Source organism: Mycobacterium paraffinicum, assembly GCF_001907675.1.
In the GTDB taxonomy this organism is placed as follows: domain Bacteria; phylum Actinomycetota; class Actinomycetes; order Mycobacteriales; family Mycobacteriaceae; genus Mycobacterium; species Mycobacterium paraffinicum_A.
Genome location: NZ_MPNT01000002.1, coordinates 201618 through 227583 on the forward strand (window position 1 = coordinate 201618; position 25966 = coordinate 227583).

The following is a 25966-nucleotide window of genomic DNA, read 5'->3' on the forward strand; positions in this document are numbered from 1 at the left end:
ACAGGCCGGGCGAAGGGGTAGCCTAGCGGCATGTCGCCAGTGGTGAAGATCAACGCAATCGAAGTACCCGCCGACGCCGGCCCCGAGCTGGAGAAGCGGTTCGCACACCGTGCGCACGCGGTCGACAACCAGCCCGGCTTCCTCGGGTTTCAGCTGCTGCGCCCGATCAAGGGCGAGAACCGCTACTTCGTCGTCACGCAGTGGGAGTCCGAAGAGGCATTTCAGGCATGGGCGCAAGGGCCCGCCATCCAGGCGCACGCGGGCGAGCGGGCCAACCCGGTGGCGACCGGGGCGTCGCTGCTGGAATTCGAGGTTGTGATGGACGTTGCCGGCAACAAGCAGGCTGGCTAGCGGGTTCTCGGCCCGGCGCCGCGCGGTAGCGTTGAGTGCCGCCGCCGCGCTGGTAGTCACGTTCGCCCCCGGTTGCACCTCCTCCCCCTCACCGCAGGCGAACGCGGCCAATCCCGGCCGGCAGATCGACGTGCGGACGCCGCCCGGCATCCGCGCGCAGCAGACGCTCGACATGCTCAATTCCGACTGGCCGATCGGCCCGGTCGGCGTCGGCACGCTCGCCTCGCCCGACATGGTCAAATCGGTGCAGACCACCATGGAGGGGCTGTGGTGGGACCGCCCGTTCACCCTCGACGGCGTGGATCTGCGGGCCAGCGTGGCCACCTTGCACCTGACGTCCTCCTACGGTGCGCGCCAAGACATCCGGATCCACACCGACGACGGCGGGTGGGTCGATCGGTTCGACCTCGAAACGCAGGCGCCGAAGATCGATTCGTGGCACGACATCGACGCGGTGTTGAGCAAGACGGGGGCCCGCTATTCCTATCAGGTCGCCAAGGTCGACAACGGGCACTGCGACCCCGTGGCGGGAACCAACACCGCCGAATCCTTGCCGCTGGCTTCGATTTTCAAGTTGTACGTGTTGCACGCGCTGGCGGGTGCCATCAAGGACGGAACGGTCTCCTGGGACGATCAGCTGACCGTCACCGACAAGAGCCGCGCGGTGGGCTCGTCCGGCTTGGCTTTGCCCGCCGGGGCGCAGGTTTCGGTCCGAACGGCCGCCGAGAAGATGATCGCGACCAGTGACAACATGGCCACCGACCTGCTGATCGACAAGCTGGGCACCCACGCGATCGAGCAGGCGCTCGTCACGGCCGGCCACCACGATCCGGCCAGCATGACGCCGTTCCCGACGATGTACGAGCTGTTCTCGGTCGGCTGGGGCAAGCCGGACCTGCGCACGCAGTGGCAGCACGGATCGCCGCAAGTCCGCGCCCAGCTGCTGGCCCAGGCGAATGCGACTCCCTACGAACCGGATCCGACGCGCGCCCACACGCCGGCGTCGTCGTACGGCGCGGAGTGGTACGGCAACTCGGAGGACATCTGCCGCATCCACACGGCCCTGCAGGCCGACGCCGTCGGCGCGGCCGCACCGGTCAGGCAGATCCTCTCGGCGGTGTCGGGCATCCCGCTGGACCGTGACGTCTGGCCTTACATCGGCGCGAAAGCCGGTGGCCTGCCCGGTGACCTGACCTTCAGCTGGTACGCCGTCGACAAGACGCGGCAGCCGTACGTGGTCAGCTTTCAACTCAACTGGCCGCGCGACCACGGGCCCAACGTGACCTGGTGGATGCTGCAGGTGGCCAAGCAGGCGTTCGCGCTGATCGCACCGCGCTGAGCGCTACCCTCCAGTCACCGCTGGCCGACTTGCGATCCAGGGGACAGCGATCCCACAACAGCGACGAGCGCGTCGGCGCCCTCCCAATTCAGCAGGTGGCCGGCGTCCGGCACCGTGACCAGCCGTGCGCCGGGTATCCCGGCGGCGAGACGTCGGGAGTGAATCGGCGGGGTGCTGCGATCGGCTGAACCGACCATGACGACTGTCGGAATCGAAATCTCCCCCAGGCGGGGGTAACGATCCTCACGCCCGAACGCCCGCAGGATCGGCGTCAGGGGCCCATGCTCGCGCATGTGTCTGTCGAAGAACTCGATGAACACCGAAATCATTGCCGGCGAGGGGTTTTTCCCGCATTGCGCGGCACCGAAAAGCACCCCGCCGACCCGCGTTCGTACCAGCCAACCCATGAGCCCCGACTCCATCAGCGGGATCTGCAGCCTGTTCTGCGGCGCTCCGTCGTTAATCCGGCCCGCCCACGTCGCGAATAGCACCAACCCCCGCAACCGGCCGGCGACGTCCTCGTGGTCGAGCACCGCGCGGACCGCGATGAAGCCGCCCATGGAGTGGGCGACCAGTACGCCGTCCTCAACGCCGAAGTGCTGCAGGACCGCCGCATAGTCTTCGGCCATGGGCGCCGACCCCGCGCCCGCCGAACCAAGCGTGGAGCTACCGTGGCCTCGTTGATCGAAGGCAATGAGGCGGTAGCCTCGGGCCACCAGCTGATCCCAGACGATGTTCCACTCCCCGAGCGTGCCGCTGTAGCCGTGGGCGAAAACGACCGCGGGACCCGCGCCGGCGGTGACGGCGCGCAGCACGGTTCCGTCTGCGCGGCTGATGAAGTGCTGCTCGCCGGGCTGTTCGGCGGCGAGGCGCTCACGAGGGTAGGGATCGGGGTTGTTCTCGATCCGGGCGACGACCGAAAGGGCGGCATAGCGAGCGGCCAGGGCGAGTAGCCCGAACAGCGTTACGGCGCCGACCGGCTTCGTTAGGGTGCGTGTGGCCACTGGCGCTTCTCCGTCGATGGATTTGGGAGGTTCGACACCGAGCATCTCACAGCCGCAGCGTCCAACGGCCGTCGCGCAGATGCATGACGGTATGACTGACGGGGGCAATGTCGATGCGCCAGAACGATTCCGGCGGTGCGGCCAAGGCGAGCAGGATCGCCGCCCGGATGACGGCTGGATGCGTCACCGCCACGGTCGGCTGGTTCACCGACTGCAGCCATCCCGCCACCCGTTCGATCAGGGCGACGATCGACTCACCACCGTGCGGCGCGCGGCCCGGATCGGTCAGCCACGCCTCGAGGTCCCGCGGGTCGATTGTCTCCTGCGCTTGTCCGCGCCATGTCCCGCAATCGATGTCGGCCAACCGGGGCTCGACGCTGGCCGCCAGGCCCAGCAGCTCCGCGGTTTCACATGCGCGCCGCTCGGGCGCGGCGAGGTGCCTCTTGGGTTTGAAGCCAACCTTTTTCACCTGTCCACGTCCGACGTCGCTGAGCGGTTCGTCGAGCGGAAATCGCGCGCAAGCCATGGCGTCGGTCATCGCGTGCGACACCATCGTCAGCCGCAGGACACCGGTCACGCGTTGACGCTCGGCGCGCGCTCCTCCAGCAACCGCCCGGCGAGCGTCGCGAACACCACGCCGATGGTCACCCACAGCACCAACTGCGCCGCCAACGACAGCAGCCTGAAATCGTAGAGGACGTCGGCGGGAAAGCCCGGATAGATGATCGCGCCCGACGCGTCGCGCAGCGGTCCGGGGGTCTCATCCACGTCGGGCAGCAACACCGAAAGCACCGCAACCGCCGCGACGTAACCCCCCGCGGCGAGCAGCCAGCCGTTCCACGCACCGAGGCGGGCCGCCAGCAACCGCCCCAGCCACCCGGCCGCGATGGTCAGCACCACCGAGGCCAGCACCATCACCAGGTACCAGCCTGTGCGGGCCCCGATCGTGTCGGCCTGGCCCACCGCCGGTGGGTTCGGCGGATACTTCACGAACGGCACCAGGTACAGCGCGACGAAAGCACCCGCGGCCAGGAGCAGCGAAAGCGCTTGTGGCCCAACGCTTCTCACGCGCACGGCGATCACACAGAACAGGACGCTGAACAGCGCGCCCATCGCCACACCGAAAATGAGCAAACCGAAACCCAACCCGGCGTTCGACTGCACCCCGCGACTGAACAACTCGGCGCCGTGCTCGTGCACACCATGCGCGTTCTCGGCGTCGATCCGGCCGTCCTCGAAGGCGATCGCGCGGCCGATCACCGGCTCGGCGCACAGACGGGCGAAGGCGAACGCCAACACCGCGCCGATTGCACCGGCCAGCAAGCCGCGTCCGATCAGACGCTTCTCCACGCGATCAGTGGCAGGGGAAGCCGAGCAGGTGCCGGGCGTCGTGCACGAATTCGTGCACGTGCGAATCGCTGCCGAACAGCGACACCGCGCCCTGGTCGATGCCGACGAAGTACAGCGCCAACAGCGCCAGGAAGGCGGTTGCCGCCAACCAGACCGCGGCGCTGGCCGCCGACAGATCCACCGCTCGGGTGCGGGTCGTCTCAAGATTCGGCACGATCGACTCCTTCCGGGGATATCCGCGTCCCCGCTGCTGATGACGGGCCATGGGTCTGACTATCGACAGTGGCGCGACCGTTCTGGAATTTCACCAGATTCCGTTGCCCGTCAGGACGAGAGTCAGTGTAAACCGGCGGTCAATGCTGCGGCGGCGGGGAGCCGTAGCCCAGCTGGCTCGCCGTGTATTTCGCGGCCTCGGTGACCGGGGTCGCCTGAACCGCCGTGCCGTAGGCGCAGATCTCGGTCCAGACATCGCCGATTTCGGTCGTGTCGAACCGCATCGCGACGATCGCGTTGCCGCCACGATTGCGCGCCTCGGTGATCAGCCGCCCCATCGCCTCGTTGCGGCTCTCGGCCAGGTTCTTGGTCATGCCGGCCAGCTCGCCGCCGAACATCGCCTTGAACCCCGCGCCCATCTGGGAGAACGCGTTGCGCGACCGGACGGTCAGGCCGAAGACCTCGCCGCAGACCCGCTGGATCTCCCAGCCGGGAAGGTCGTTGGTGGTGACGATCAGCACGGGCGGGCCCCTTCGCTCTCAGCACAGCAAAACGGGTGGTTAGTCCGGTCAGAGACTAACCACCCGTTTGCTGTCGTGCTAGGGCGTTTCCGGCGCCGCGTGCGCTCCGGCCTTCGCCAGGTCCGGCTCGGCCGGCGGCTTGCGGGTCCCGGTGAAGGTGAACACCGCGTCCTCGCCGGCGCTCTCGCCGTCCCAGTTGTCGACGTCGACCGTGACGACCTGTCCCGGTCCGACCTCCTCGAAGAGGATCTTCTCGGACAGCTGGTCCTCGATCTCGCGCTGGATGGTGCGCCGCAACGGGCGGGCACCCAGCACCGGGTCGAAGCCTCGCTTGGCCAGCAAGGCCTTGGCCTTGTCGGTCAGCTCCAGGGCCATGTCCTTGGCCTTGAGCTGGCCGGCGACGCGGGCGATCATGAGATCGACCATCCGGATGATCTCGTCCTTGGTCAGCTGGTGGAAGACGATGATGTCGTCGATGCGGTTGAGGAACTCCGGGCGGAAGTGCTTCTTCAGCTCGTCGTTGACCTTCTGCTTCATCCGCTCGTAGTTGTTCTCACCGCCACCCTGGGTGAAGCCCAGGCCGACCGGCTTGCTGATGTCCGACGTACCGAGGTTCGAGGTGAAGATCAGCACGGTGTTCTTGAAGTCCACCGTGCGGCCCTGACCGTCGGTGAGCCGACCGTCCTCGAGGACCTGCAACAGGCTGTTGTAGATCTCCTGGTGCGCCTTCTCGATCTCGTCGAACAGCACCACGGAGAACGGCTTGCGCCGCACCTTCTCGGTGAGCTGGCCGCCCTCTTCGTAGCCGACGTATCCGGGCGGGGCACCGAACAGCCGCGACGCGGTGAACCGGTCGTGGAACTCGCCCATGTCGATCTGGATGAGCGCGTCGTCGTCGCCGAACAGGAAGTTGGCCAGCGCCTTGGACAGCTCGGTCTTACCGACACCGGATGGGCCGGCAAAGATGAACGAACCCGACGGGCGCTTGGGGTCCTTCAACCCGGCGCGCGTACGGCGGATCGCCTTCGAGACGGCCTTGACGGCGTCCTCCTGGCCGATGATCCGCTTGTGCAGCTCGTCCTCCATGCGCAGCAGGCGGGTGGTCTCGGCCTCGGTGAGCTTGAACACCGGGATGCCGGTCCAGTTGCCCAGCACCTCGGCGATCTGCTCGTCGTCGACCTCGGCGACCACGTCGAGATCGCCCGAGCGCCACTGCTTTTCCCGCTCGGCCCGCTGGGCGACCAGGGTCTTCTCCCGGTCACGCAGGCTGGCGGCCTTCTCGAAGTCCTGGGCGTCGATCGCCGATTCCTTCTCCCGCCGGGCGTCGGCGATCTTCTCGTCGAACTCGCGCAGGTCTGGCGGCGCGGTCATCCGTCGGATCCGCATCCGCGCGCCCGCCTCGTCGATCAGGTCGATCGCCTTGTCCGGCAGGAACCGGTCGTTGATGTAGCGGTCGGCCAGGGTGGCGGCGGCCACCAGCGCGGAGTCGGTGATCGACACCCGGTGGTGCGCCTCGTAGCGGTCGCGCAGCCCCTTGAGGATCTCGATGGTGTGCTCCACCGTCGGCTCCCCCACCTGCACCGGCTGGAAGCGGCGCTCCAGCGCGGCGTCCTTCTCGATGTACTTGCGGTACTCGTCGAGCGTGGTGGCGCCGATGGTCTGCAGCTCGCCGCGCGCCAGCTTGGGCTTCAGGATCGACGCGGCGTCGATCGCGCCCTCGGCGGCGCCCGCACCCACCAGGGTGTGCAGCTCGTCGATGAACAGAATGATGTCGCCGCGGGTGTTGATCTCCTTGAGCACCTTCTTCAGGCGCTCCTCGAAGTCACCGCGGTAGCGCGAGCCGGCCACCAGCGAACCGAGGTCAAGCGTGTAGAGCTGCTTGTCCTTCAGCGTCTCCGGAACCTGGCCGTGCACGATGGCCTGCGCCAGGCCCTCGACGACGGCGGTCTTGCCGACGCCGGGCTCGCCGATCAGCACCGGGTTGTTCTTGGTGCGCCGGCTCAGCACCTGCATGACGCGCTCGATTTCCTTCTCGCGGCCGATGACCGGGTCGAGCTTGCCCTCCATCGCGGCGGCCGTCAGGTTGCGCCCGAACTGGTCGAGCACCAGCGAGGTGGACGGGCTGCCCGACTCACCGCCACGGCCACCGGTGCCGGCCTCCGCGGCCTCCTTGCCCTGGTAGCCGCTCAGCAGCTGGATGACCTGCTGGCGCACCCGCGTCAGTTCGGCGCCCAGCTTCACCAACACCTGGGCGGCGACGCCCTCACCCTCACGGATGAGTCCGAGCAGGATGTGCTCGGTACCGATGTAGTTGTGGCCGAGCTGCAGCGCCTCACGCAGGCTCAGCTCGAGAACCTTCTTGGCGCGCGGGGTGAACGGGATGTGCCCCGACGGCGCCTGTTGGCCCTGGCCGATGATCTCCTCGACCTGGCTGCGAACGCCTTCGAGCGAGATCCCCAGCGACTCCAGCGACTTCGCCGCGACGCCCTCGCCCTCGTGAATCAGACCCAACAGGATGTGCTCGGTGCCGATGTAGTTGTGGTTGAGCATCCGGGCCTCTTCTTGCGCCAGGACGACGACCCTGCGGGCACGGTCGGTAAATCGTTCAAACATCGGTGGCTACCTGCTCTCCCTCACCATCGGTACTTGGCCTCTGCGTGGCCCACCGGTCCCCGTTGGGGCCGGAGTCTCATACCTGCCATCCACTGTAATGGTCGGCCTGCCAGGGGGCATAACCTTGCGGTTCCTTGCTGTTCAAGACCCGCCGGGCCCCATCGAGCGATTTCCCCTGTGATTACAGCGCCGTAACCGAACCAACGTGGCCGGCTCCCAATTCGTTTCCTGCTCTCCCCGACGACCCTTTCGCCGCCAGCGAAATGACAAACCGGCGCCCGGGCCGGTGCAGCCCGGGGCGCCGGTCAGAGGTTTGTCAGGTCGCCGCGTGGAACGCGTCGATGACGTCGGCCGGGATGCGGCCGCGCGTCGAGACGTTGTGCCCGTTGCGGCGGGCCCATTCGCGGATCGCGGCGCTCTGCTCGCGGTCGATCGCGCCGCGGCCGCGGCCGGAGCCGGACCGCCCGCGCCGCCGACCACCGACCCGGCGACCGGCCTCCACCCACTGCTTCAGGTCGTTGCGGAGTTTTGCGGCATTCTTGGACGAAAGGTCAATCTCATACGTCACCCCGTCAAGGCCGAATTCGACCGTTTCGTCCGCTGCGCCGGCACCGTCGAAATCATCGACCAAGGTGACGGTCACTTTTTTCGCCATTAGCTTATCCTCGCATTTCGTCCTGAGCAGTTGCCGAGCAGTTTGGGTGAGCCTCCCCGGGTCACCAATCTGCCATAACAAGGCAGCATACTCAATCCGACGGCAAGGCGCACAGTTGCGCTTTTCAAGTGGAGTGCGGCCGAACAATCGGGAACAAAACTGTCTCGCGAATTGACAGTCCAGTCAAAGTCATCAACAACCGATCGATACCCATTCCCGTTCCCGTGCACGGCGGCATCGCATACTCGAGGGCGGCAAGAAAGTCTTCGTCGAGCGCCATGGCCTCGTCGTCGCCCGCCGCCGCCGCGCGGGCCTGGGCGGCGAATCTTTCCCGCTGAACGATGGGGTCGTTCAACTCGGAATACCCGGTGGCCAATTCAACCCCACGCACGTAGAGGTCCCACTTCTCGGTCACTCCCGGGATGCTGCGGTGCTGACGCGTCAAAGGCGTTGTCTCCACGGGAAAGTCCCGCACGAAGGTGGGCGCCGTCAGCGTGTTTCCGACGGTGTGCTCCCACAGTTCCTCGACGAGCTTGCCGTGCCCGTAGCCCCGGTCACGGGGAATCTCGAGCTGCAGCCGATCCGCGATGGCCCACAGCCGCTCCGCCGGCGTCTCGGGGGTGACCTCTTCGCCGAGCGCCGCGGACAGCGACGGGTACATTTCAATCGACGCCCATTCTCCGTCTATGTCGTAGACACTCCCGTCGGGCAGCGGCAGTTGTCTGGTTCCGATCGCCTCATCGGCGACCTCTTGAATAAGCTCACGCGTGACGACTGCCGAATCGTCATAGGTTCCGTAGGCCTGGTAGGTCTCGAGCATGGAAAATTCCGGAGAATGCGTCGAATCCGCGCCTTCGTTTCGGAACACTCGATTTACTTCGAAGACCTTGTCGAAACCACCGACGATGCAGCGCTTGAGGAACAGTTCCGGTGCGATCCGCAGGTACAGATCGATGTCCAGAGCATTGGAATGCGTCACGAACGGCCGCGCCGCCGCCCCGCCCGCCAACGTCTGCAACATAGGCGTTTCGACTTCGAGAAACCCCCGGCGTTCGAGCGAGTTGCGGATCGCGCGGACCACGGCGATCCGCTGCCGCGCCACCGTGCGGGCCTGGGGACGGACGATCAGGTCGACGTAGCGCTGCCGCACCCGCGCCTCTTCGCTCATCTCCTTGTGGGCCACGGGCAGCGGCCGCAACGACTTCGCGGCCATCTGCCACGAATCGGCGAGCACGGACAATTCGCCGCGCCGTGAGCTGATCACGTTGCCGTGCACGTAGACGATGTCACCGAGGTCGACGTCGGCCTTCCACGCGTCCAGCGATTCGGAGCCCACCTTGTCGAGGCTGAGCATCACCTGCAGCGTGGTGCCGTCACCCTCCTGCAGCGTCGCGAAGCACAATTTCCCGGAGTTGCGCGCGAAGATCACCCGGCCGGCGACGCCGACGACGTCGTCGGTCGCGGTGTCGACCGGCAGGTCGGGGTGGTCGGCGCGCACCTGCGCCAGGGTGTGGGTGCGTTCGATGGCGACCGGATAGGGCTCACGGCCCTCCGCCAACAAGCGAGCGCGCTTGTCCCGGCGGATGCGGAACTGCTCGGGCAGGTCTGCTGCTGCATCCTCGCTGGCGTCACTCACGACGTGCCAGCTTAAATGACCTCGCGGGGCGGCTCTTACTGGCGGCCCGCCGGGATTGCCGGCACGGTCGTGGTTCCGGTCGCGGCCATGACCACTGGGGCCAGCTCGGCGGCGAAAACTCAGCGCGCGGTCTTCAACCGGCCGCGCTGGACGTCCCGGTTGCGTTCGAAGACCAGCCGCAGGCCGTGCAGGGTCAGATGCTGGTCGTAATGGCTGGTGGTGTGCAGTTCGGGCAGCAGCAACGGTGCCGTATGTCCCGTCGCCACCACGGCCACGTCGTCGCCGGCGAAGCCCTCCACGTCCTCGCGGATCCGTCCGACCAGGCCGTCGACCAGCCCGGCGAAGCCGAATACCGCACCGGCCTGCATGCATTCGACGGTGTTCTTGCCCACCACCGAACGGGGGCGGGACAGCTCCACCCGGCGTAGCGCGGCCGAGCGGGCCGCGGCGGCGTCCGAAGAGACCTGCACGCCTGGCGCGATCGCGCCTCCGAGGAATTCACCCTTGGCCGACACGACGTCCACACAGATCGAGGAACCGAAGTCGATGACGATCGCGGCGCTTTGGAAGCGGTGAAAGGCGGCCAGGCAGTTGACGATTCGGTCGGCGCCCACTTCTTTCGGGTTGTCGACGAGCAGCGGGATGCCGGTGCGCACGCCGGGCTCGATCAGCACGTTCGGCACCGACGGCCAGTACTGGTCCAGCATGATCCGCACCTCGTGCAGCACCGACGGAACGGTGGATAGCGCGGCGGCGCCGGTGAGCCGCTCGGAGTCGTCGCCGATCAGGCCGTCGATGGTCAGGGCCAGCTCGTCCGCGGTGACCTCGGACTCGGTCCGAATCCGCCACTGCTGCACGACCTTTGCGTGCTCCTTGGACCCGGAGATCAGCCCCACGACGGTGTGGGTGTTACGGACGTCGATCGCCAGCAGCACGGCTACCGCACAGTGATTCGGGGGTCGAGGAGCTCGGCGGCGTCCTCGGGAACGAAGGCCGGATCGTGGCCCAGGTCGATCGGCTTGTTGTCGGCGTCGACGAACACTATTCGCGGCCGGTAGGACCGCGCCTCCGCGTCTTCCATCGTCCCGTATGCGATCAGGATCACCAGATCACCGGGGTGCACGAGATGGGCGGCGGCGCCGTTGATCCCGATCACTCCACTGCCTCGCTCGCCGGTGATCGCGTAGGTGACCAGGCGGGCACCGTTGTCGATGTCCACGATGGTCACCTGCTCGCCCTCCAGCAGGTCAGCGGCGTCCATCAGATCGGCGTCGATGGTCACCGAGCCGACGTAGTGCAGATCGGCCTGCGTCACGGTGGCGCGGTGGATCTTCGACTTGAGCATGGTCCGTAACATCAATTCCTCCAAGATGATTCACGGGGGTCCCGATATCCGTCCGGCCCCACGGGTGCCGGCGAAGTTTCGATCTCGATCGCGATGTTGTCCAGCAGCCGGGTGCTGCCCAGCCGGACGGCCACGAGCAGCCGGCCGGATCGGTTGGCCCGCAACGGGCCCAGCTCTTGATCGCGCAACTCGAGGTAGTCGACCGTGAGCTCGGGCACCGCCTCGAGCACCGCGCGCGCCGCGTCCAGCGCGGCCTGCGGCCCGCCATCGGCGGCGTGCGCCGCGGCCGTCAACGCCGCCGACACCGCCACGGCCGCCTCGCGCTGCGCCGGATCGAGGTAGCGGTTGCGCGACGACATGGCCAGCCCGTCGGCCTCGCGAATGGTGGGCACGCCCACCACGGTGACGTCGATGTTCAGGTCGGCGACCAGCTGCCGGATGAGCACCAGCTGCTGATAGTCCTTCTCGCCGAAGAACACTCGGTCCGGGCGCACGATCTGCAGCAGCTTGCACACCACCGTCAGCACACCGGCGAAGTGGGTCGGTCGCTGGCCGCCTTCGAGGTCGGCGGCCAGCGGGCCGGGCTGCACGGTGGTGCGCAGGCCGTCGGGGTACATCTCCGCGGCCGTCGGCGCGAACACGATTTCGACGCCCTCGCCGCGCAGCAGCGCCACATCGTCGTCGAGGGTCCGAGGGTAGGCGTCGAGGTCTTCCCCGGCACCGAACTGGAGCGGGTTGACGAAGATCGACACGGCGACCACCGAGCCGGGCACCCTCTTGGCGGCGCGCACCAGTGCGAGGTGGCCGTCGTGCAGGGCGCCCATGGTGGGCACCAGCATCACCCGTCGGCCGGTGTGGCGCAGCGCGCGGGAGACGTCGGTGACGTCGCGCGGACGCGAGTAGACGTTGAGTTCGCCGGCCTTGAAGGCGGGTGGCTTGCCCGGTCTCATCCCGCCAGCACCTCGAGGACGTCGGCGGGAGCGTGGGCGCGCCGGGCGGTCCGCAGGGCGTTCACGCGGTACGCCTGCGCGAGCTGGGGGTCGACCTGGTTCAGCGCGGCCAGGTGCCCGGCGAGCGCGGCCGCGTCACCGCGTGCGACCGGACCGGTGAGCGCGGCCTGCCCGCGTTGCAGGGTGTTCTCCAGCGCCGCCCGCGCCAGCGGCCCGACGATGCGTTCGGCGATGCCGCCCGGCTGGTCATCGACGGACTGTTGCCCGAGCAGTTCGCTGCCGCGCAGCGCGGACCGCAGCGCCTCGAGCGCGTCGGCGAGGACCGTCACCAGGTGGTTGCCCGCGTGCGCCAGGGCGGCGTGGTAGAGCACCCGCGCTTCCTCACGCACGCAGAACGGCTCGCCGCCCATCTCGAGGACGAGCGACTGCCCGATCGCATAGCCCACCTCGTCGGCAGCGGTGATGCCGAAGCAGGTGTCCGGCAGCCGGTTGATGTCCTCATCGGAGCCGGTGAATGTCATCGCCGGGTGAATCGCCAGCGGAATGCAACCGTCCCGGGTCAGCGGCGCGAGAATGCCGACGCCATTGGCGCCGGAGGTGTGGGCGACGATCGTGCCCGGCCGCACCGACGACGTCGCGGCCAGCCCGGACACCAGGCCGGCCAGCTCGCTGTCGGGAACCGCCAGCAACAGCAACTCGGCGTCGGCGGCCACGTCCGGCGGCGGCACGACCGGGGTGTCGGGCAGCCGACGCTGGGCCCGCTGGCGCGACGCGTGGGAGATGGCGCTGCACGCGACCACGACGTGGTCGGCGCGCTCGAGCGCGACGCCGAGCGCGGTGCCCACCCGGCCGGCCGAGATGACTCCCACCTTGAGCCTGGCCGGGCGCAAACCGTCGAGCTGCCCCATCGCAGACGACCTCACAGATTTCTTTCGTTCGTTCCGGTCCCACCGCGTGGGTACCGTTCGGTCACTCAAACTGTAGTCGATTAGCAGGCCCCGACCAATGCAAGCCAGATGTGAGGAAGCTCCCAGCTCAGCCGTCGCGGCGCCGCCGCCGGCCGCCTTCCGACGGCTGGACCTGCAGCCGCGCCAGCAGCTCGGCAACCGACTGGCCGCCGGTCGGAGGGCCTTCGCCCGGGCTCTCCGGGCCCTGCGCCAGCGGGTCGGCGCCGCCGTGCCGGGGCGCGTGCTCCGGAGGTGGCGGCGGGGCGAGCCGCGGCGGTGGCGGCTCCGCTTCGGTGTGGGGTGACGGCGACTGCGGTGGCGAGGGAGGTGGGGGCGTGGCCGCCGCGGGAATGGGGCCGGGCGCGAACGTCGGCTCGCTCGGGGGCTCCGGCGCGAAGGTGCGGGCGCCGTAGTCGCGGTACTCGGCCGAGTGGCGCGACCGCGCTCTACGTCCCGGTTCCCCGTACGGCGGCGGGGGCGCCGACTCGTCCCGTGGGGCCCAGGCCTCGTCCGGTTCGGAGTGCCGGGCGCGTCGCCGCCGGCCCGACGTCTCCTGCGCCGGCGTGGCGGACTGGTCGGCGCCGGCCCAGTTGCTGCCCGGCGCGCCGGGCGGCAACCACAGTCCGGACGCGCCCGCGGGCTGCCAACCTTGCACCTGCGGCTCCGGCTGTGGCGCCGGCGGCGGCTGACGAGGTTCGAAGCGCGGCTCGGGCTCGGGCGGTGCGGCGCTGTACGACGGCTGCGGTGGGGCCGGGGGTGGCGGCTGCTGCGGCGGTTCGTACTGGTAGGGGATCCGGTCGCGGCGGGCTTGCGGCTGGCTCTGGGCCTGCCGGGGCGGCAACAACGGCTCCTCGGGCACGTCGATGATCGCCGTTTCGTCGGCGCGTCCCGGCGGGCTCTCCGCAGGGACGGAGGTGACCCGGTCGCTCGCGACCCAGTCGTAGGGCGCGTCGCGCGGGGTCTCGCCGTTGCGGTCCCACTCGCTGTACGCGCGCTCGGGTGCCGCCTCGGTCTCCGGAGTCCCCAGCGCCGGGCGCTGGGCGAGGTCGGTGTCGAACAGGATTTCCAGGCTGGTCCGCAGCGCGCTCAGCTCCGCCCGCAGCTCGGCGAGGTCGTCTGCGGCCTGCGCGCGCAGCTCGGACGCCAGCTCCCGGCGCAGCTGGGACTCGACCGTCAGCTCGTACTCCCGGCGGGCCGAGATTTCCCGATCCAGCTGCAAGTCGTACACCAGCTTCAGGTCGCGGACGCGGGACTGATCGGCGTCGCTCTGGCGGCGATACAGCACCGAGACGAAGGCGCCGGCAACTGCGGCCCACAGGGCCAGGATTACAGCGAGCTTGAGGAGTTCCACCCGATTGGTGAAAACCAATGCGGAACTGGCCCCCATCGCAAGGACCAGCAACGCGGTCAAGAGCACCCAACCCGGCCTGCGGCCGCCGCGCCGAACGCGGGCGCCGCGGGACAGAACGGTCATGGCCTGACTGTACCTGCGCGAGGTCAATCCGCGTGTCGCCCTAGTCCGGCGATTCTCACGCTGGTGTTGGCCGGGTCACAACGGGCCTAATTTTCGGCGCCCTCACCGTGCTCGGTCTGGTCCGGCGGCGACTTGCAGCAATGTTGCAGCCACAGCGCGGCGAGGAGCAGCGCCAGCGCGCTGGCCGCCGCGACCACGGTGCCGGTCGTGTCCTCGGCGGCCGCCCGCAGCCAGGATCGTCGCGGCAGGAAATACACCAGGATGCCGACCCACCAGCCCAGCATCAGCGCGCCTACCCAGGCCGACGCCTTGGCGACCATCAGGCTGCGCGCCACCGCGAGCGGGTGCAGCCAGCCGGGGCCGACGCCGATTTCGCCTTCGTTGATTTTCGTCCGCACGTAGCGCGCCCACAGGGCTTCGGCGACGGCGACCGCCAGCAACGACAGGCCGGTCCATACCGTGATCGGCGGAAACCACCGGTAGAGGCCGTTGACCAGCAAATAGCCCACCACCGCGGCGGCGACCACCGCGGCCGTCAGGTCACGTTTCCTGGTCGGTCCCATCAGTTTTCCGGTTTCCCGCCGGCCCGGTGCAGCTTCAGGTCGGTCAACCGGACGCTTTCCCGGTCGGCGGGGTCCAGCTGGGCGAGCAGGCCCGAGACCCGCTGGGACTCGCCGGCGACGGTCAACTGGGCATCGGGGTCGATGGCGAGCCAGGGGATCATCACGAAGGCCCGCAAGTGGGCCAGTGGGTGCGGCAACGTCAGGTTGTTCTCGCGGGAGATCACCTCCGCGTCGCCGTAGCAGGCGATCAGGTCGACGTCGAGGGTTCGCGGGCCCCAGCGCTCGCCGCGTACGCGGCCCGCGGCACGCTCGAAGTCCTGGGCCCGGCGCAACCAGCACTGCCCGTCGCACGCCGGGTCGTTGGCGATCAGCACCGCGTTGAGGAAGGGCGCCTGGTCGACCCGGCCCCAGGGGTCGGTCTCGTAGACCGGGGACACCGCGAGCACCGTCTCGCCCAACCCGTCGACGACGGACTGCAGACGGGCCAGGCGGTCGCCCAGGTTGGAGCCGATGGAGAGGACCACCCAAGTCATAGGCGCCGCTCCGCCGGGATCACCGCGCCGCGGCCGCCGCGCCGCGACCGCCGCACCACCACCGCGACGTCGGCGAACTGCTGCGGGAGCGGAGCCTGCGGCTTGTGCACCACCACCTCGACGGCATGCACGCGCTCGTCTTGCATCACCCGGTCGGCGATCTCACCCCCGACCGATTCGATCAGGTTTCGCGGCGGCCCGGCCACGATGTCGGCCGCCAGTTCGGCCAGGCGGCCGTAGTCGTAGGTATCGGCCAGCTCGTCGCTGGCGGCGGCCTCCGCGAGGTCGATCCACACCGTCATATCGATGACGAAGTCCTGCCCGTCGGCGCGCTCGTGATCGAAAACTCCGTGTCGCCCACGAATCGTCAACCCCCGCAATTCGATTCGATCAGCCATCGTCTCCAGCCAGCTCGGTCCGCTGCGTTTCGGTCTGCGTCCACGCCCCCACCACCCTGAGGGCGTCGACCGTGGCCCGCACGTCGTGAACGCGAACGCCCCACGCCCCGTTCAGCGCCGCCAACGCCGAGATCACCGCGGTCGCCGTCTCGCGGCCGGCGGGCGGTCGCGGCGAGCCATCCGGCCCGGCTAACAACGTACCGAGGAACCGTTTGCGTGATGCGCCCAGCAGCACGGGGATTCCGGTCGCCACCAACTGCGGCAACGCGCGCAGCAGCGCCCAATTGTGTTGAGCCGTCTTGGCGAACCCGAGTCCGGGGTCGATCACCAGCTTGGCGGGGTCGACGCCCGCGGCCACCGCGGCGTCGACGCTGCCGAGCAGCTCGGCGCGCACTTCGGCCACCACGTCGCCGTAGTGGGGGGCCGCGTGCGGGCGCTCGGCGGACACCGAGCGCCAATGCATCAGCACCCACGGCACGCCCGCGTCGGCCAGCAGCGGCGCCATCGCGGCATCGGCTCGCCCGCCCGACACGTCGTTGACGATCCGCGCGCCGTTCTGCAGCGCCGCGCGTGCGACATCGGCGTGCATGGTGTCGATGCTCACCGTAAGACCCTCTGCCACAAGCTCTTTGACGACGGGGATCACGCGGGAGGTCTCGATCTGGGCGTCGATCCGGGTGGCGCCGGGCCGGGTCGACTCGCCCCCGACGTCGACGATGTCGGCACCCTCGGCGGCCAGCGCCACCCCGTGCGCCACGGCGTTGCCGGTGTCGAGATAGCGGCCGCCATCGGAGAACGAGTCGTCAGTGACGTTCACGACTCCCATCACCCGCACAGGCGCCGGCTCACTTACGCAGGATGAGGTCGAGCGCTTCGGCTCGAGACGCAGCGTTGGATTTGAACTGCCCGCGCACCGCCGAGGTGGTGGTGGTCGCGCCGGGCTTGCGAACGCCCCGCATGGCCATGCACAGGTGCTCGGCCTCGATCACGACGATGACCCCGCGCGGGTTGAGCTTTTTCATCAGGGCGTCGGCGATCTGGCTGGTCAGTCGTTCCTGCACCTGCGGGCGCTTGGCGTAAAGGTCGACCAATCGGGCGATCTTGGACAGCCCGGTGACACGTCCGTCGGCGCCGGGGATGTACCCGACATGGGCGACCCCGTGGAACGACACCAAATGGTGTTCGCAGGTGGAGTACAGCGGGATCTCCTTGACCAGCACCAGTTCGTCGTGTTCTTCGTCGAACATGGTGTTCAACACGCTGTCGGGGTCGGTGTAGAGACCGGCGAACATTTCGCGGTAGGCGCGCGCGACGCGGGCCGGCGTCTCCCGCAGGCCGTGCCGGTCCGGGTCCTCGCCGATGGCGTACAGCAACTCGCGGACCGCAGCCTCGGCGCGGTCCTGGTCGAACACCCGGGTCGATGCAGAGGCGGTGTCCGGGCCAAAACCGGTTACTGCCATCGAATCCTCCGTTCGTCAGCCGTGAGCGGGCGGGTTGGACCGGCTTACGTCGTCGTCCTGCTGGTCGGGAGACCTTGCCCCGTCGGGGTCGGGCAGACTCGGCGGCGGGTAGGGCGGATACGGCGGGTAAGGGGGCTGCGCCTGACCATGCTGACCGGGGTGGGCCTGCTGGCCCGGGTGGCCTTGCTGACCCGGATAGCCCGGGTAGTGCCCCGCCGGCTGAGGCCAGTACGGCTGCTGTGGGGCCTGCGGCGGCGGATACCAGTAATTCGGCTGCTGGTCCTGGGGCGGCCATCCCGGCGCGTGCCAGCCGGCCGGCGCACCGTAATCCGGCTGGGTGGGGGCGTGCGGCGCGCCCGGACGATGGCCGGATCCATGAGAGCCCTGAGAACCGTTGCCGCCGTTGTTGTTTCGGTCGGCGTCCGCTCCCGCGGCCGCAGCGGCCTGACTGGCCCGCGCGATGGCCGCCTTGAACGCCGGCTCGGGGACCGGCGGCGGCCACGGCTCGCCACGCTCCATCGCCAGCTCGCCGGGTGTCTTGATCGGCGGCTTGTCCGACGGGATGCGGCCACCGAAATCGTCGAACATGGTGAGCCGGGGCCGCTTTTCGACGTCGGCGAAGATGCCCTCCAGCTCGGCGCGGTGCAGCGTCTCCTTCTCCAGCAGCTCGCCGGCCAAGGTGTCGAGCACGTCGCGGTATTCGGTGAGGATCTCCCACGCCTCGGTGTGGGCCGCCTCGATCAGTTTGCGGACCTCGTCGTCGATGTCGCGGGCGACCTCGTGGGAGTAGTCGGCCTGCGTCCCCATGGTGCGGCCCAGGAAGGGGTCGCCGTGTTCGGTGCCGTACTTGACCGCGCCCAGCTTGGAACTCATCCCGAATTCGGTGACCATGGCGCGGGCCACCTTGGTGGCCTGCTCGATGTCGGACACCGCGCCCGTCGTCGGCTCCCGGAACACCAGTTCCTCGGCGGCACGCCCGCCCATCGCGAACACGAGTTGCGCGATCATCTCCGAGCGGGTCCGCAGGCCCTTGTCCTCCTCGGGCACCGCGACCGCGTGCCCGCCGGTACGCCCGCGCGCCAGGATGGTCACCTTGTAGATCGGCTCGATGTCCGGCATCGCCCAGGCGGCGAGGGTGTGCCCGCCCTCGTGGTAGGCGGTGATCTTCTTTTCCTGCTCGCTGATGATCCGGCCCTTGCGGCGCGGGCCGCCGATCACCCGGTCCACCGCCTCTTCGAGCGCGGCGCTGGTGATGACGGTGCCGTTCTCCCGGGCGGTCAGCAGCGCGGCCTCGTTGATGACGTTGGCCAGGTCGGCGCCGGTCATGCCGACCGTGCGCTTGGCCAGCCCGTCGAGGTCGGCGTCCGGGGCGATGGGCTTGCCCTTGGAATGCACCTGCAGGACGGCCCGCCGGCCCGCCAGGTCGGGGTTGGACACCGGGATCTGCCGGTCGAAGCGGCCGGGCCGGAGCAGCGCCGGGTCCAGGATGTCGGGCCGGTTGGTGGCCGCGATGAGGATGACACCGGCGCGTGGGTCGAAGCCGTCCATTTCGACCAGCAGCTGGTTCAGCGTCTGCTCGCGTTCGTCGTGACCGCCGCCGAGGCCGGCGCCGCGCTGGCGGCCCACCGCGTCGATCTCGTCGACGAAGATGATGCACGGGTTGTTCTGCTTGGCCTGTTCGAACAGGTCGCGTACCCGCGATGCGCCGACACCGACGAACATCTCGACGAAGTCGGAGCCGGAGATGGTGAAGAACGGGACTCCGGCCTCACCGGCGACGGCGCGGGCCAGCAGCGTCTTACCCGTCCCCGGCGGGCCGTAGAGCAGCACGCCCTTGGGGATCTTGGCCCCCAGTGCCTGATAGCGGCCGGGGTTCTGCAGGAAGTCCTTGATCTCGTAGAGCTCTTCGACCGCCTCGTCGACGCCGGCGACGTCGGCGAACGTGGTCTTGGGCATGTCCTTGTTGAGCAGCTTGGCTCGCGATTTGCCGAACCCGAAGCCCATTCGGGCCCCGCCCTGCATGCGGGAGAACATCACGAACAGGCCCACCAGCAACAGCAGCGGCAACACGTAGACCAGCAGCTCGCCCAGGATGCTGCCCTGGTTGACGACCGTGCTGACCTTCGCATTCTTGGCGCTGAGCGCGTTGAACAGGTCGACCGCGTACCCGCTCGGGTATTTCGTGATGACCTTGTCGGAATTCTCGGTGTCGTTGTTGCCCTTCTTCAGGGTCAGCCGCAGCTGCTGCTCGCGGTCGTCGATCTGGGCGCTCTTGACGTTGTCGCCGTTGATCTGGGCCACCGCCACCGACGTGTCGACGGGCTTATAGCCGCGGGTGTCGTCGCTGAAATAGAAGAACGACCAACCGAGCAGCACCACGACGGCAATCGCCGTGATGGTGCGGATAACGTTTTTCCGGTTCATCAATCATCGGCCTTGCTGGCCAGGTCCTTCCCCGATATTCACGCAGCTGGAAAAGTCCAGGTTACCGCTCGTGGCGATCGCCAGCCCCGGCAGAGCCGGGGCGCAGCGGGTCGCCACCGTTTTGCACCGTGGCGATCGCCAGCCCCGGCAGAGCCGGGGCGCAGCGGGTCGCCGTCGATATAACGAGCAGGGGTTCCCGCTCGTCGCGCCTAGCGTCACGCCAGCGCGGCGGTCGGCTGCGGCGGTCACGCCAGCGTGACGCTCGGTGGCGATCACAGCCGTCGGGATCGCATCACTCGTAATAGCGGGCCTCGATCACGTTGCCGTCCGGGTCGGCAAAGTAGAACGCCTGCGGCGCCCAGCCATGCGCCCCGAAGGTAGGGCCCAACCGCGCGCTGGTGTCCACCCCCTCCGCTCGCAGGCGGTCATCCAATGCGTCGTACTCCGACTTCGACAGCGCAAGGCAAACATGATTCACCGGGTGGCCGGCGCTGCCGTCCACCCGCGTCAGCGTCTCGGTGTCAGCGATATTGGCAATCGGCGACAGGTCGATGATCGAGTCCTCACACACCCGGACACTCGGGAACGGCGCGTCGCCCGCCTCGAACTCGGCAAACCGGACCGGCGCCAACCCGACCACCCTTGCATAGAAATCCATCGACGCGCGCGGATTATTCGTCCAGACGACGACGTGATCGAGCCGCCTCATGTCGCCTCCACCTACTTCCAAGAAATCCGTGGGCTTCACGGCGATATCTACCAGGCGACCAAAGCCGTTGGAATGCTATTCGCAATCAGCGCGATTTCTTTTCAGCACCGGAGGGGGTGTGCTTTGGTGACATGGTGCCCAGATCAACCGAACGGTTAGTGGAAACCAACGGTGTACAGCTACGGGTGGTCGAGGCTGGAGAGCGCGGCGCGCCCGTGGTCATCTTGGCCCACGGCTTTCCCGAGTTGGCCTATTCGTGGCGCCACCAGATTCCCGTCCTCGCCGAGGCCGGCTACCACGTGCTGGCGCCCGATCAGCGTGGCTACGGCGGCTCCTCTTGCCCCGAACCGATCGAGGCCTACGACATCCACCAGCTGACGGCCGACCTGGTCGGTCTGCTCGACGACGTCGGCGCCGAGCGCGCTGTCTGGGTCGGACACGACTGGGGCGCCGCCGTGGTCTGGAATGCGCCGCTGCTGCACCCGGATCGAGTCGCGGCCGTCGCTGCGCTCAGCGTGCCCGCGGTGCCCCGCTCGCACGCGGCACCGACTAAGGCGTGGCGCAAGATGTTCGGCCAGAACTTCTTTTACATCCTGTACTTCCAGGAGCCGGGCGTCGCCGACGCGGAGCTCAACGGTGATCCGGCCCGCACCATGCGCAGGATGCTGGGCGGCCTGCGGACGTCGGGTGACCCGCTCGCCTCGTCGCGCATGGTGGCGCCCGGCACCGAGGGTTTCATCGACCGGCTTCCCGAACCCGACCACCTGCCCGATTGGCTGAGCCAGGGCGAGCTCGACCACTACATCAGCGAGTTCTCCCGCACCGGGTTCACCGGTGGCCTGAACTGGTACCGCAACTTCGACCGCAACTGGGAGACCACGCCAGAGCTGGCCGACGCCAAGATCACTGTCCCCGCACTCTTTATCGGCGGGACCGCCGATCCGGTGCTGACGTTCACCCGCCCCGACCGCGCGTCGGAGTTGATCACCGGCCCCTACCGCCAGGTGATGATCGACGACGCGGGGCACTGGCTGCAGCAGGAACGGCCGGACGAGGTGAACGCCGCCCTGCTGGACTTCCTCAACGGATTGGAGCTGCGATGACCGCCCCCCTCCGGTTCGGTGTCTTCATCACACCGTTCCACCCGATCGGCCAATCACCAACGGTGGCCTTGGAATACGACATGGAACGCGTCGTCGCGCTGGATCGGCTCGGCTTCGATGAGGCGTGGTTCGGCGAACACCACTCCGGCGGCTACGAACTGATCGCCTGCCCGGAGGTGTTCATCGCGGCCGCCGCGGAGCGGACGAAGCACATCCGGCTGGGCACCGGAGTGGTCTCGCTGCCCTACCACCATCCACTCATGGTGGCCGATCGGTGGGTGCTGCTCGACCACCTCACCCGCGGCCGGGTGATGTTCGGCACCGGCCCAGGCGCGCTGCCGTCGGACGCCTACATGATGGGCATCGACCCAGTCGATCAACGGCACATGATGCAGGAGTCGCTCGAGGCGATCCTCGCTCTGTTCCGGGCGGGCCCGTCGGAGCGGATCGACCGCCACACCGACTGGTTCACATTGCGCGATGCGCAACTGCACATCCGGCCCTACACCTGGCCCTACCCGGAGATTTCCACGGCGGCAATGATTTCGCCGTCCGGACCACGACTGGCAGGCGCGTTGGGCACGTCATTGCTGTCGCTGTCCATGTCGGTGCCGGGCGGTTTCGCCGCCCTGGAAACCACCTGGGACGTGGTGCGCGAGCAGGCCGCCAAAGTCGGCCGCGACGAGCCGGACCGGGCCGACTGGCGTGTTCTCAGCATCATGCACATCGCGGACAGCCGCGAGAAGGCCATCGACGACTGCACTTACGGATTGCAGGATTTCGCCAATTACTTCGGCGCGGCCGGGTTCGTGCCGTTGGCCAACTCCGTCGAAGGTGCCCAGTCACCGCACGAGTTCGTCGAGGACTACGCAGCCAAGGGCAACTGCTGCATCGGCACCCCCGACGACGCCATCGCCCACATCGAAGACCTGCTCGAGCGCTCCGGCGGTTTCGGCACGTTGCTGATGCTGGGCCACGACTGGGCTTCCCCCGATGCGACGTACCACTGTTATGACCTGATGGCGCGCAAGGTGATTCCCCATTTCAAGGGGCAGCTCGAAGCGTCACGCTCGTCGCACGACTGGGCCAAGGGCAATCGCGATCAGTTGATCGGACGGGCCGGTGAGGCCGTGGTGAAGGCCATCACCGAACATGTCGACGAACAGAAGGCCGTGAAAAGCTGATGCGCGCCGCGGTGTTGCGGAACGGCCGGATGGTCTGCCGGGACGATGTGCCGGATCCCGTGCCGCGGGCAGGGCAGGTGCTCGTCGGCGTGCGCGCGTGCGGGATCTGCGGCTCGGACTTGCATTTCGCCGCACACGGCGCGCAGGTGCTCGAGATGACCGATCGGGTGGCCGGCGGCCGGGGCGGCATGCACGTCGACCTCGACCACGACATTTTCATGGGGCACGAGTTCAGCGCCGAGGTGCTCGAGGCAGGCCCCGACACCGAGACCCACCCGCCCGGGACGCTGGTCACCTCGCTGCCGGTGCTGCTGTCGGCCAAGGGTGCCGAGCCAATCGTGTACAGCAACAGCACAATCGGCGGCTACGCCGAACGCATGCTGCTGTCGGCGCCGCTGCTGCTGCCCGTCCCCAACGGACTGGACTTCAAACATGCCGCCCTGACCGAACCCATGGCGGTGGGCTTGCACGCCGTCAACAAGTCCAACGTCACCGCCGGTGAGACAGCCCTGGTCATCGGTTGCGGCCCGATCGGCATCGCGATCATCGCGGCCCTGCGCGCCCGTGGCGTGGAAAGCATTGTGGCATCGGACTTTTCGCCAAAACGGCGGGAACTGGCCACCGCCATGGGCGCCCATCAGGCGCTGGACGCGGCGCAGGGCTCGCCGTTCGACTCGGTCAAACCAGCCGTGGTGTTCGAGGCGGTCGGCGTGCCCGGGATCATCGACGACGTGTTGCTCCGGGCTCGGCCCGGCACTCGTCTGGTGGTCGCAGGGGTTTGCATGCAGCCAGACACCGTGCATCCGTTCTTCGCGATCGCCAAAGAGATCAACGTCCAGTTCGTGCTTGCCTACAGCCCTGAGGAGTTCACCGACTCGCTGCGCGCGCTGGCCGAAGGCGATATCGATGTCAGCCCGCTGATCACCGGGGAAGTCGGCCTGGACAGGGTCGGCGCGGCCTTCGACGACCTCGCCGACCCCGAGCGACACTGCAAGGTTCTGGTCACCCCTTAGGGCCACTAGACCCACGGTGGCGACCCGCCGCGCCCGGCCACGCCGCGCTTGCGATCGCCACTAGACCCACGGTGGCGACCCGCCGCGCCCGGCCACGCCGCGCTTGCGATCGCCACTAGACCCAGCTGGACCCGACGGCGCTGTCGGTGCCCGCCATGTTGCTGCCGGCAGTTTGCACGTTCTGCCCGTGAGCGTTGGCCTGCTCATAGATCACCTGGAAGTTGCGGCCAAGCTGGATGATGAACTCCTGGCACGCCGCCGACCCGGCGCCGCCCCAAAAGTCCCCGGCCGCAAGCACATCGCGCACGATGGCCTGGTGCTCGGCCTCCAGTGACGCGGCCTGCGCGCGAATGGTGGCGCCGTGGGCGTCGACATCGCCGAACTGGTAGTTGATTGTCATCGTTGCTCGTCTCCTATTTGTTAGTGGGCTAGCTGCCCAGGATTTGCTGTGAAGCCTGCTCTTGCTGTTCGTAGTTGTTAGCGTCTCGAACCAGGCCGTCGCGCACGCCGTGCAGCATGTTGACGATGTTGCGGAACGCCTGATTGGTCTGGTCCATGGTGTCGTACGAGGCCGCCTGCGCCTGACCGCTCCACCCGGCGCCGGCGATGTTCATCGACGATGCCCACATCTTGCGTGCCTCGTCCTCCACCGTCTGGGCGTGCGTCTCGAAGCGGCCCGCCATCGCCCGCATTTCGTGCGGGTCGGTCATGAATCGTGCTGTCATTGCATTTCTCCTTCGAAAATGATTGTGAATACTGAACTTTGGTCTCTAGCGCGTCGAGGTATCCTCTCCCCCTTTCGTCATCCGACCAGCTGGGGCAATACGCTGACGCGAGCCGGCGCCGCAGCACCGAATCCGCGCACCTCCATGCCGCCCACTTGCCCCGCCGGAATACCGCGGGGAGCCAGCATCGGGGCGCCGGCGCTGCCCAAGGGCGTGCTGGCCGCCGGGGCGGCGGCCTCGGGCGTCGCCGCTTGCCAGCTCGGCGGCACCGACAAACCTCCAACAGGAGCCGCCTGGCCCATCGCCGCCGACGGCATCAGCCGCGCGGGAGCGAGCATCTCCGGCGCGCGCAGGGACGGCGAGGCAGGAGCCAGGTGCTCCATTCCGGGCATTCCGACGCGCGAGACCACGCCGGGTCCGAGCATGGCGGTCGCAAGACCGGCGTTTGACGCCGTCAACCCACCCATTCCCGATGTGGCCGTTCCGGCTCCCTGTCCTCCGAACGGCGTGCCGAGCAAGCCGGTGAAACTGCTGACGGCCGAAGGGAAGCTGCTCACCAACGACGACGCGGAAGAATTGAGTGCGGACGGCACTCCCATCGCCAACCCCTGCGCGGCGCCCTGCATGCTGGCCCCACCCGCCGCCACGGTGCTACCCGCCGCACCTCCGGGGTTGGTGGTCGGCGGGGCAACCGCCATCGGGGCCAGCATCGCCGCCGCGGCCGACGAGCCGGCGTAGGCGTACATGGCCGCCGCATCTTGGGCCCACATCTCGGCGTACTGCGCCTCAGTTGCCGCGATCGCCGCGGCGTTTATCCCCAGGAAGTTGGTCGCGACCAACATCATCAGTAACGAGCGGTTAGCGGCGATCATCGGCGGCGGCACAGTAGCCGCGAACGCCGCCTCATGAGCGACCGCGGCGGCCGTCGCCTGCATGCCGGCCTGCTCGGCCTGCGCGGCGGTCGCGTGCATCCAAGCCACGTAGGGCGCTGCGGCGGCCGCCATGGCCGCCGACGACGGGCCCTGCCAGCCGGCGTCGGTGAGGTTCAGGATCACCGACCCGTAGCTCGTCGCAGCCGCGCGCAGCTCCGCGGCCAGGCCCTCCCAGGCCATCGCCGCCGCGAGCATCGAACCTGGTCCCGGCCCCGCATACATCAGGCCCGAGTTGATCTCCGGAGGCATCGCACCGAAATCCATGACTGCATTCCTCTCTTGTGGTCGTTTTCGCTATGCCAGCGCCGGCAATGGCTTTGGACCGGCGGCGGCTTTGAAGGCGGCGTGCGCCTGAATGACGTGCTCGGTGGGCGTGCCGGCCGGCAGGTGCATGGGCAGCACCTTCTCTGCGGGTATGGCGGCCGCGAGGGACTCCCGGTGGACCGGAGCGGTGGGCGCCAGCTCGGCGGGTGAGACGTGCTGGGGCGCCACGTCAGCGCGGGCGACGTGCTCGAGGGGCATCG

Annotated in this window: 28 protein-coding genes; 5 read left to right on the plus strand and 23 right to left on the minus strand. The window is 68.4% G+C overall.

All coding sequences use genetic code 11. The features are described from left to right. Positions 1-30: 30 nt before the first annotated feature. Together mhuD and BRW65_RS03650 are read left to right on the plus strand one after the other, a co-directional pair. Positions 31-351 (plus strand): mycobilin-forming heme oxygenase MhuD, encoded by a 321-nt coding sequence (gene mhuD, locus BRW65_RS03645; protein ID WP_068076877.1) that lies wholly within the window; start codon positions 31-33, stop codon positions 349-351. Next, positions 326-1690, plus strand: coding sequence for a serine hydrolase (locus BRW65_RS03650; RefSeq protein ID WP_073871391.1), 1365 nt, complete (start codon positions 326-328; stop codon positions 1688-1690). The genes mhuD and BRW65_RS03650 overlap by 26 nt, the downstream gene beginning before the upstream one ends. A gap of 14 nt (positions 1691-1704) precedes the next feature. Here BRW65_RS03650 and BRW65_RS03655 read toward each other — a convergent pair whose 3' ends face one another. The 20 genes from BRW65_RS03655 to BRW65_RS03755 all read right to left on the minus strand — a co-directional run bounded on the left by BRW65_RS03655 (position 1705) and on the right by BRW65_RS03755 (position 20485). Then, complete coding sequence (locus BRW65_RS03655) at positions 1705-2694, minus strand: alpha/beta fold hydrolase (protein WP_244167976.1); 990 nt, start codon at positions 2692-2694, stop codon at positions 1705-1707. Positions 2695-2740: 46 nt separating this feature from the next. Then, positions 2741-3271, minus strand: coding sequence for a histidine phosphatase family protein (locus BRW65_RS03660; protein ID WP_073871392.1), 531 nt, complete (start codon positions 3269-3271; stop codon positions 2741-2743). Continuing rightward, a complete protein-coding gene (locus BRW65_RS03665; protein WP_073871393.1) occupies positions 3268-4044 on the minus strand; it encodes a CbtA family protein in 777 nt (258 codons plus the stop codon). Before BRW65_RS03665 ends, BRW65_RS03660 begins: the two co-directional genes overlap by 4 nt. Before the next feature lie 4 nt (positions 4045-4048). Beyond that, the gene (locus BRW65_RS03670; protein WP_073871737.1) at positions 4049-4258 is read right to left on the minus strand and encodes a CbtB domain-containing protein; all 210 of its coding nucleotides are present in this window, start codon (positions 4256-4258) and stop codon (positions 4049-4051) included. A gap of 139 nt (positions 4259-4397) precedes the next feature. Continuing rightward, positions 4398-4778 carry a YbjQ family protein gene (locus BRW65_RS03675; RefSeq protein ID WP_067268786.1) on the minus strand — a complete coding sequence of 127 codons (381 nt, stop codon included), beginning with the start codon at positions 4776-4778 and terminating at the stop codon, positions 4398-4400. 78 nt (positions 4779-4856) lie between these two features. Beyond that, entirely contained in the window at positions 4857-7391 is a 2535-nt protein-coding gene (gene clpC1, locus BRW65_RS03680; protein WP_073871395.1) for an ATP-dependent protease ATP-binding subunit ClpC, read from the minus strand. Between the two features lie 316 nt (positions 7392-7707). Continuing rightward, positions 7708-8046 carry a histone-like nucleoid-structuring protein Lsr2 gene (gene lsr2, locus BRW65_RS03685; protein WP_003875617.1) on the minus strand — a complete coding sequence of 113 codons (339 nt, stop codon included), beginning with the start codon at positions 8044-8046 and terminating at the stop codon, positions 7708-7710. Positions 8047-8170: 124 nt separating this feature from the next. Further along, entirely contained in the window at positions 8171-9682 is a 1512-nt protein-coding gene (gene lysS, locus BRW65_RS03690; RefSeq protein ID WP_073871397.1) for a lysine--tRNA ligase, read from the minus strand. Between the two features lie 119 nt (positions 9683-9801). Next, positions 9802-10617: a type III pantothenate kinase gene (locus BRW65_RS03695; protein WP_073871399.1), complete on the minus strand. Its 816-nt coding sequence runs from the start codon at positions 10615-10617 to the stop codon at positions 9802-9804. A gap of 2 nt (positions 10618-10619) precedes the next feature. Next, positions 10620-11039, minus strand: coding sequence for an aspartate 1-decarboxylase (panD, locus tag BRW65_RS03700; protein ID WP_073871401.1), 420 nt, complete (start codon positions 11037-11039; stop codon positions 10620-10622). Further along, complete coding sequence (gene panC / locus BRW65_RS03705) at positions 11039-11977, minus strand: pantoate--beta-alanine ligase (protein WP_073871403.1); 939 nt, start codon at positions 11975-11977, stop codon at positions 11039-11041. Before panC ends, panD begins: the two co-directional genes overlap by 1 nt. Further along, positions 11974-12885, minus strand: coding sequence for a Rossmann-like and DUF2520 domain-containing protein (locus BRW65_RS03710; RefSeq protein ID WP_073871405.1), 912 nt, complete (start codon positions 12883-12885; stop codon positions 11974-11976). The genes panC and BRW65_RS03710 overlap by 4 nt, the downstream gene beginning before the upstream one ends. A 127-nt stretch (positions 12886-13012) precedes the next feature. Beyond that, on the minus strand, positions 13013-14398 hold the full coding sequence (locus BRW65_RS03715) for a DUF6779 domain-containing protein (RefSeq protein WP_073871407.1): 1386 nt from the start codon (positions 14396-14398) through the stop codon (positions 13013-13015). An 86-nt stretch (positions 14399-14484) separates the two neighbouring features. Beyond that, positions 14485-14961: a DUF3180 domain-containing protein gene (locus BRW65_RS03720; protein ID WP_073871409.1), complete on the minus strand. Its 477-nt coding sequence runs from the start codon at positions 14959-14961 to the stop codon at positions 14485-14487. Further along, the gene (folK, locus tag BRW65_RS03725) at positions 14961-15494 is read right to left on the minus strand and encodes a 2-amino-4-hydroxy-6-hydroxymethyldihydropteridine diphosphokinase (RefSeq protein ID WP_073871411.1); all 534 of its coding nucleotides are present in this window, start codon (positions 15492-15494) and stop codon (positions 14961-14963) included. The genes BRW65_RS03720 and folK overlap by 1 nt, the downstream gene beginning before the upstream one ends. Next, positions 15491-15892: a dihydroneopterin aldolase gene (gene folB, locus BRW65_RS03730; RefSeq protein WP_073871413.1), complete on the minus strand. Its 402-nt coding sequence runs from the start codon at positions 15890-15892 to the stop codon at positions 15491-15493. Before folB ends, folK begins: the two co-directional genes overlap by 4 nt. Continuing rightward, positions 15885-16718: a dihydropteroate synthase gene (gene folP / locus BRW65_RS03735; protein ID WP_073871739.1), complete on the minus strand. Its 834-nt coding sequence runs from the start codon at positions 16716-16718 to the stop codon at positions 15885-15887. Before folP ends, folB begins: the two co-directional genes overlap by 8 nt. Positions 16719-16737: 19 nt before the next feature. After that, positions 16738-17352: a GTP cyclohydrolase I FolE gene (gene folE, locus BRW65_RS03740; RefSeq protein ID WP_073871415.1), complete on the minus strand. Its 615-nt coding sequence runs from the start codon at positions 17350-17352 to the stop codon at positions 16738-16740. A gap of 15 nt (positions 17353-17367) precedes the next feature. Further along, positions 17368-19776, minus strand: coding sequence for an ATP-dependent zinc metalloprotease FtsH (gene ftsH, locus BRW65_RS03745; RefSeq protein WP_073871417.1), 2409 nt, complete (start codon positions 19774-19776; stop codon positions 17368-17370). Positions 19777-20068: 292 nt separating this feature from the next. Continuing rightward, complete coding sequence (locus tag BRW65_RS03755) at positions 20069-20485, minus strand: VOC family protein (RefSeq protein WP_073871743.1); 417 nt, start codon at positions 20483-20485, stop codon at positions 20069-20071. Positions 20486-20619: 134 nt separating this feature from the next. On the opposite strand from BRW65_RS03755, the gene BRW65_RS03760 reads away from it, so the two are divergent. The 3 genes from BRW65_RS03760 to BRW65_RS03770 are packed head-to-tail and all read left to right on the plus strand — an operon-like array spanning position 20620 to position 23785. Then, the gene (locus tag BRW65_RS03760; RefSeq protein ID WP_139272870.1) at positions 20620-21588 is read left to right on the plus strand and encodes an alpha/beta fold hydrolase; all 969 of its coding nucleotides are present in this window, start codon (positions 20620-20622) and stop codon (positions 21586-21588) included. After that, a complete protein-coding gene (locus BRW65_RS03765) occupies positions 21585-22772 on the plus strand; it encodes an LLM class flavin-dependent oxidoreductase (RefSeq protein WP_073871421.1) in 1188 nt (395 codons plus the stop codon). The genes BRW65_RS03760 and BRW65_RS03765 overlap by 4 nt, the downstream gene beginning before the upstream one ends. After that, the gene (locus BRW65_RS03770; RefSeq protein ID WP_073871423.1) at positions 22772-23785 is read left to right on the plus strand and encodes a zinc-binding dehydrogenase; all 1014 of its coding nucleotides are present in this window, start codon (positions 22772-22774) and stop codon (positions 23783-23785) included. Before BRW65_RS03765 ends, BRW65_RS03770 begins: the two co-directional genes overlap by 1 nt. Before the next feature lie 115 nt (positions 23786-23900). On the opposite strand, the gene BRW65_RS03775 is transcribed toward BRW65_RS03770, so the two are convergent. The 3 genes from BRW65_RS03775 to BRW65_RS03785 form a co-directional block, all read right to left on the minus strand. Continuing rightward, positions 23901-24185: a WXG100 family type VII secretion target gene (locus BRW65_RS03775; protein WP_073871425.1), complete on the minus strand. Its 285-nt coding sequence runs from the start codon at positions 24183-24185 to the stop codon at positions 23901-23903. A 28-nt stretch (positions 24186-24213) separates the two neighbouring features. Next, entirely contained in the window at positions 24214-24510 is a 297-nt protein-coding gene (locus tag BRW65_RS03780) for a WXG100 family type VII secretion target (protein ID WP_073871427.1), read from the minus strand. 77 nt (positions 24511-24587) lie between these two features. After that, the gene (locus BRW65_RS03785) at positions 24588-25706 is read right to left on the minus strand and encodes a PPE family protein (RefSeq protein ID WP_073871429.1); all 1119 of its coding nucleotides are present in this window, start codon (positions 25704-25706) and stop codon (positions 24588-24590) included. Positions 25707-25966: the final 260 nt, after the last annotated feature.